This window comes from Patulibacter sp. NPDC049589 (assembly GCF_040675535.1).
Taxonomy (GTDB): Bacteria; Actinomycetota; Thermoleophilia; order Solirubrobacterales; family Solirubrobacteraceae; genus Patulibacter.
Genome location: NZ_JBFAPC010000321.1, coordinates 1 through 2,101 on the forward strand (window position 1 = coordinate 1; position 2,101 = coordinate 2,101).

2 protein-coding genes are annotated in these 2,101 nt (G+C 75.4%); both read left to right on the forward strand.

The features are described 5' to 3' along the window. On the forward strand, positions 1-1,064 hold a 1,064-nt coding region (locus tag AB0L40_RS27675; protein ID WP_364362005.1), incomplete at its 5' end, for an ATP-binding cassette domain-containing protein. A gap of 59 nt (positions 1,065-1,123) precedes the next feature. Beyond that, positions 1,124-2,101, forward strand: a 978-nt coding sequence (locus tag AB0L40_RS27680; protein WP_364362007.1) for a PfkB family carbohydrate kinase, incomplete at its 3' end; no start/stop codon positions are given.

Consider the following 2,101-nt stretch of genomic DNA (forward strand, 5'->3'; position numbering starts at 1 on the left):
TCGCCGAGGTCCGCGCGGCCGGGACGTCGGTCGTCCGCGAGGAGCACGAGGAGGGATGGGCGGCCGGGCTCGGGCAGGCCGGGACCGTCGCGGCCGGCGGCGCGGCGCTGCTCGTCGTCCTGGTCCTCGGGGCCCGCGCCACCGCGTCGGGCGACCTCGACCCGGTCCTGCTCGGCGCGCTCGTGCTCCTCGTCGTCGGCGCGTTCGAGGTGGCCGGGCCGCTACCCGAGGCCGCGATGCGCCGGCTCTCCGTCGGCCGGGCGCGGGCCCGCCTCGACGCCGCCGTCGCCGGCCCGGTCACGCTCCCGGAGCCCGCCGACCCACGGCCGCTGCCCGTCGCGGTGCCCGCCGGCGGCAGCGCGATCCACCGTGCCGGGGCGCCCCGTGCCCCGACCGGCGCCGCCCTCGTCGCCGAAGGCCTCGTCCACCGGCCCGGAGGCCCGGGGACCCCGGTCGTCCTCGACGGCGTCGGCCTCCGCGTCGCGCCCGGCGAGCGGGTCGCGATCGTCGGCCCGAGCGGCGCGGGCAAGTCGACGCTCGCGTCGCTGCTCGCCCGGCTCGCGGACCCCGACGCCGGGACCGTGCGGCTCGGCGACGTGGCGCTCGCCGACGCGTCGACCGGCGACGTCCGCGCCCACGTCCGCCTGGCGGGCCAGGACGCGCACCTCGTCGCGACGTCGCTCGGCGCCAACGTCCGGATCGGCGCCCCCGACGCAGACGACACCGCGATCGAGCGCGCCCTGCGGACCGCGGGGCTCGGCCCCTGGCTCGACGACCTCCCGGACGGCCTGGACACGCTGCTGGGCGAGGACGGCATCGCCGTCTCCGGTGGCCAGCGTCAGCGGATCGGGCTCGCCCGGACCCTGGTCTCCCCCGCCGAGATCGTCGTGCTCGACGAGCCCACGGCGATGCTCGACCCCGCGACGGCCGGCGCGGTGACGCGCGACGTCCTCGCCGCCACGGGCGGGCGCACCGTCGTCTGGATCACCCACGCGACCGCCGACCTGGGCGACTTCGACCGCGTCCTCGAGCTGCGGGCCGGGCGACTGCGCGAGCGGCGCTGAGTCCCGCCCCTCCCCCATCGCCCGGCCCCGGACCCCCGAAACCGCCTAGGGTCCAGGCCATGACCATCACCGTCGTTGGTTCCATCGCGTTCGACGGGCTCGAGGCCCCGGCGGGCGTGCGCGAGCGCATCCCCGGGGGCGCGGCCTTCCACTTCGCCCAGGCGGCGTCGTTCTACGCCGACGTCCGCGCGGTCGGTCCCGTCGGCGACGACTACACCGACGAGCACATCGCGCTGCTCGCCACCCGCGGCACGAACACCGACGACGTCGAGCGCGTCGCCGGCGGCAAGACCTTCTTCTGGAAGGGCAAGTACCACGACGACCTGAACACCCGCGACACGATCACCACGGAGCTCAACGTCTTCGAGACGTTCGACCCGAAGCTCTCGCAGGAGAGCAAGGACGCCGAGGTGCTGTTCCTCGCCAACATCGTCCCGGGCCTGCAGCGCGCCGTCCGCGCACAGTCGTCCGCCAAGTGGGTCGCGCTGGACTCGATGGACCTGTGGATCGACATCATGCGCGACGACCTCGTCGCCGCGATCGGCGAGGTCGACTGCCTGATCCTCAACGACGGCGAGCTGCAGCAGCTCACCGGCGCGCCGACCACGTACGCCGCCGCGAAGGCGATCTTCGCCTGGGACAAGGCCCCGTCGGCGATCATCGCCAAGCTCGGCTCCTACGGCGCCACGGTCTTCACGAACGACGGCGGCGGCTTCACCGTCCCGGTCTTCCCGCTGGACACCGTCATCGACCCGACGGGCGCGGGCGACACGTTCGCCGGCGGCGTCGTCGGCTACGTCGCCGCCCGCCTCGAAGCAGAGCCCGACCTCGTCGTCGACCGCGACGTCCTCGCCGCCGCCTTGATCCACGGCACCGCGACCGCGTCGCACAACGTCGAGGCCTTCGGCGCCGAGAAGCTCTACGAGCTGCCGGGCTCCGAGACAGAGCCCGAGCCGGGCGGGGTAGGTCACCGGTTGCGGCAGGCCTCCGGGACCGGCGGTCCTTCGGACGATCCATCCCGCGAGATCCACGATGGT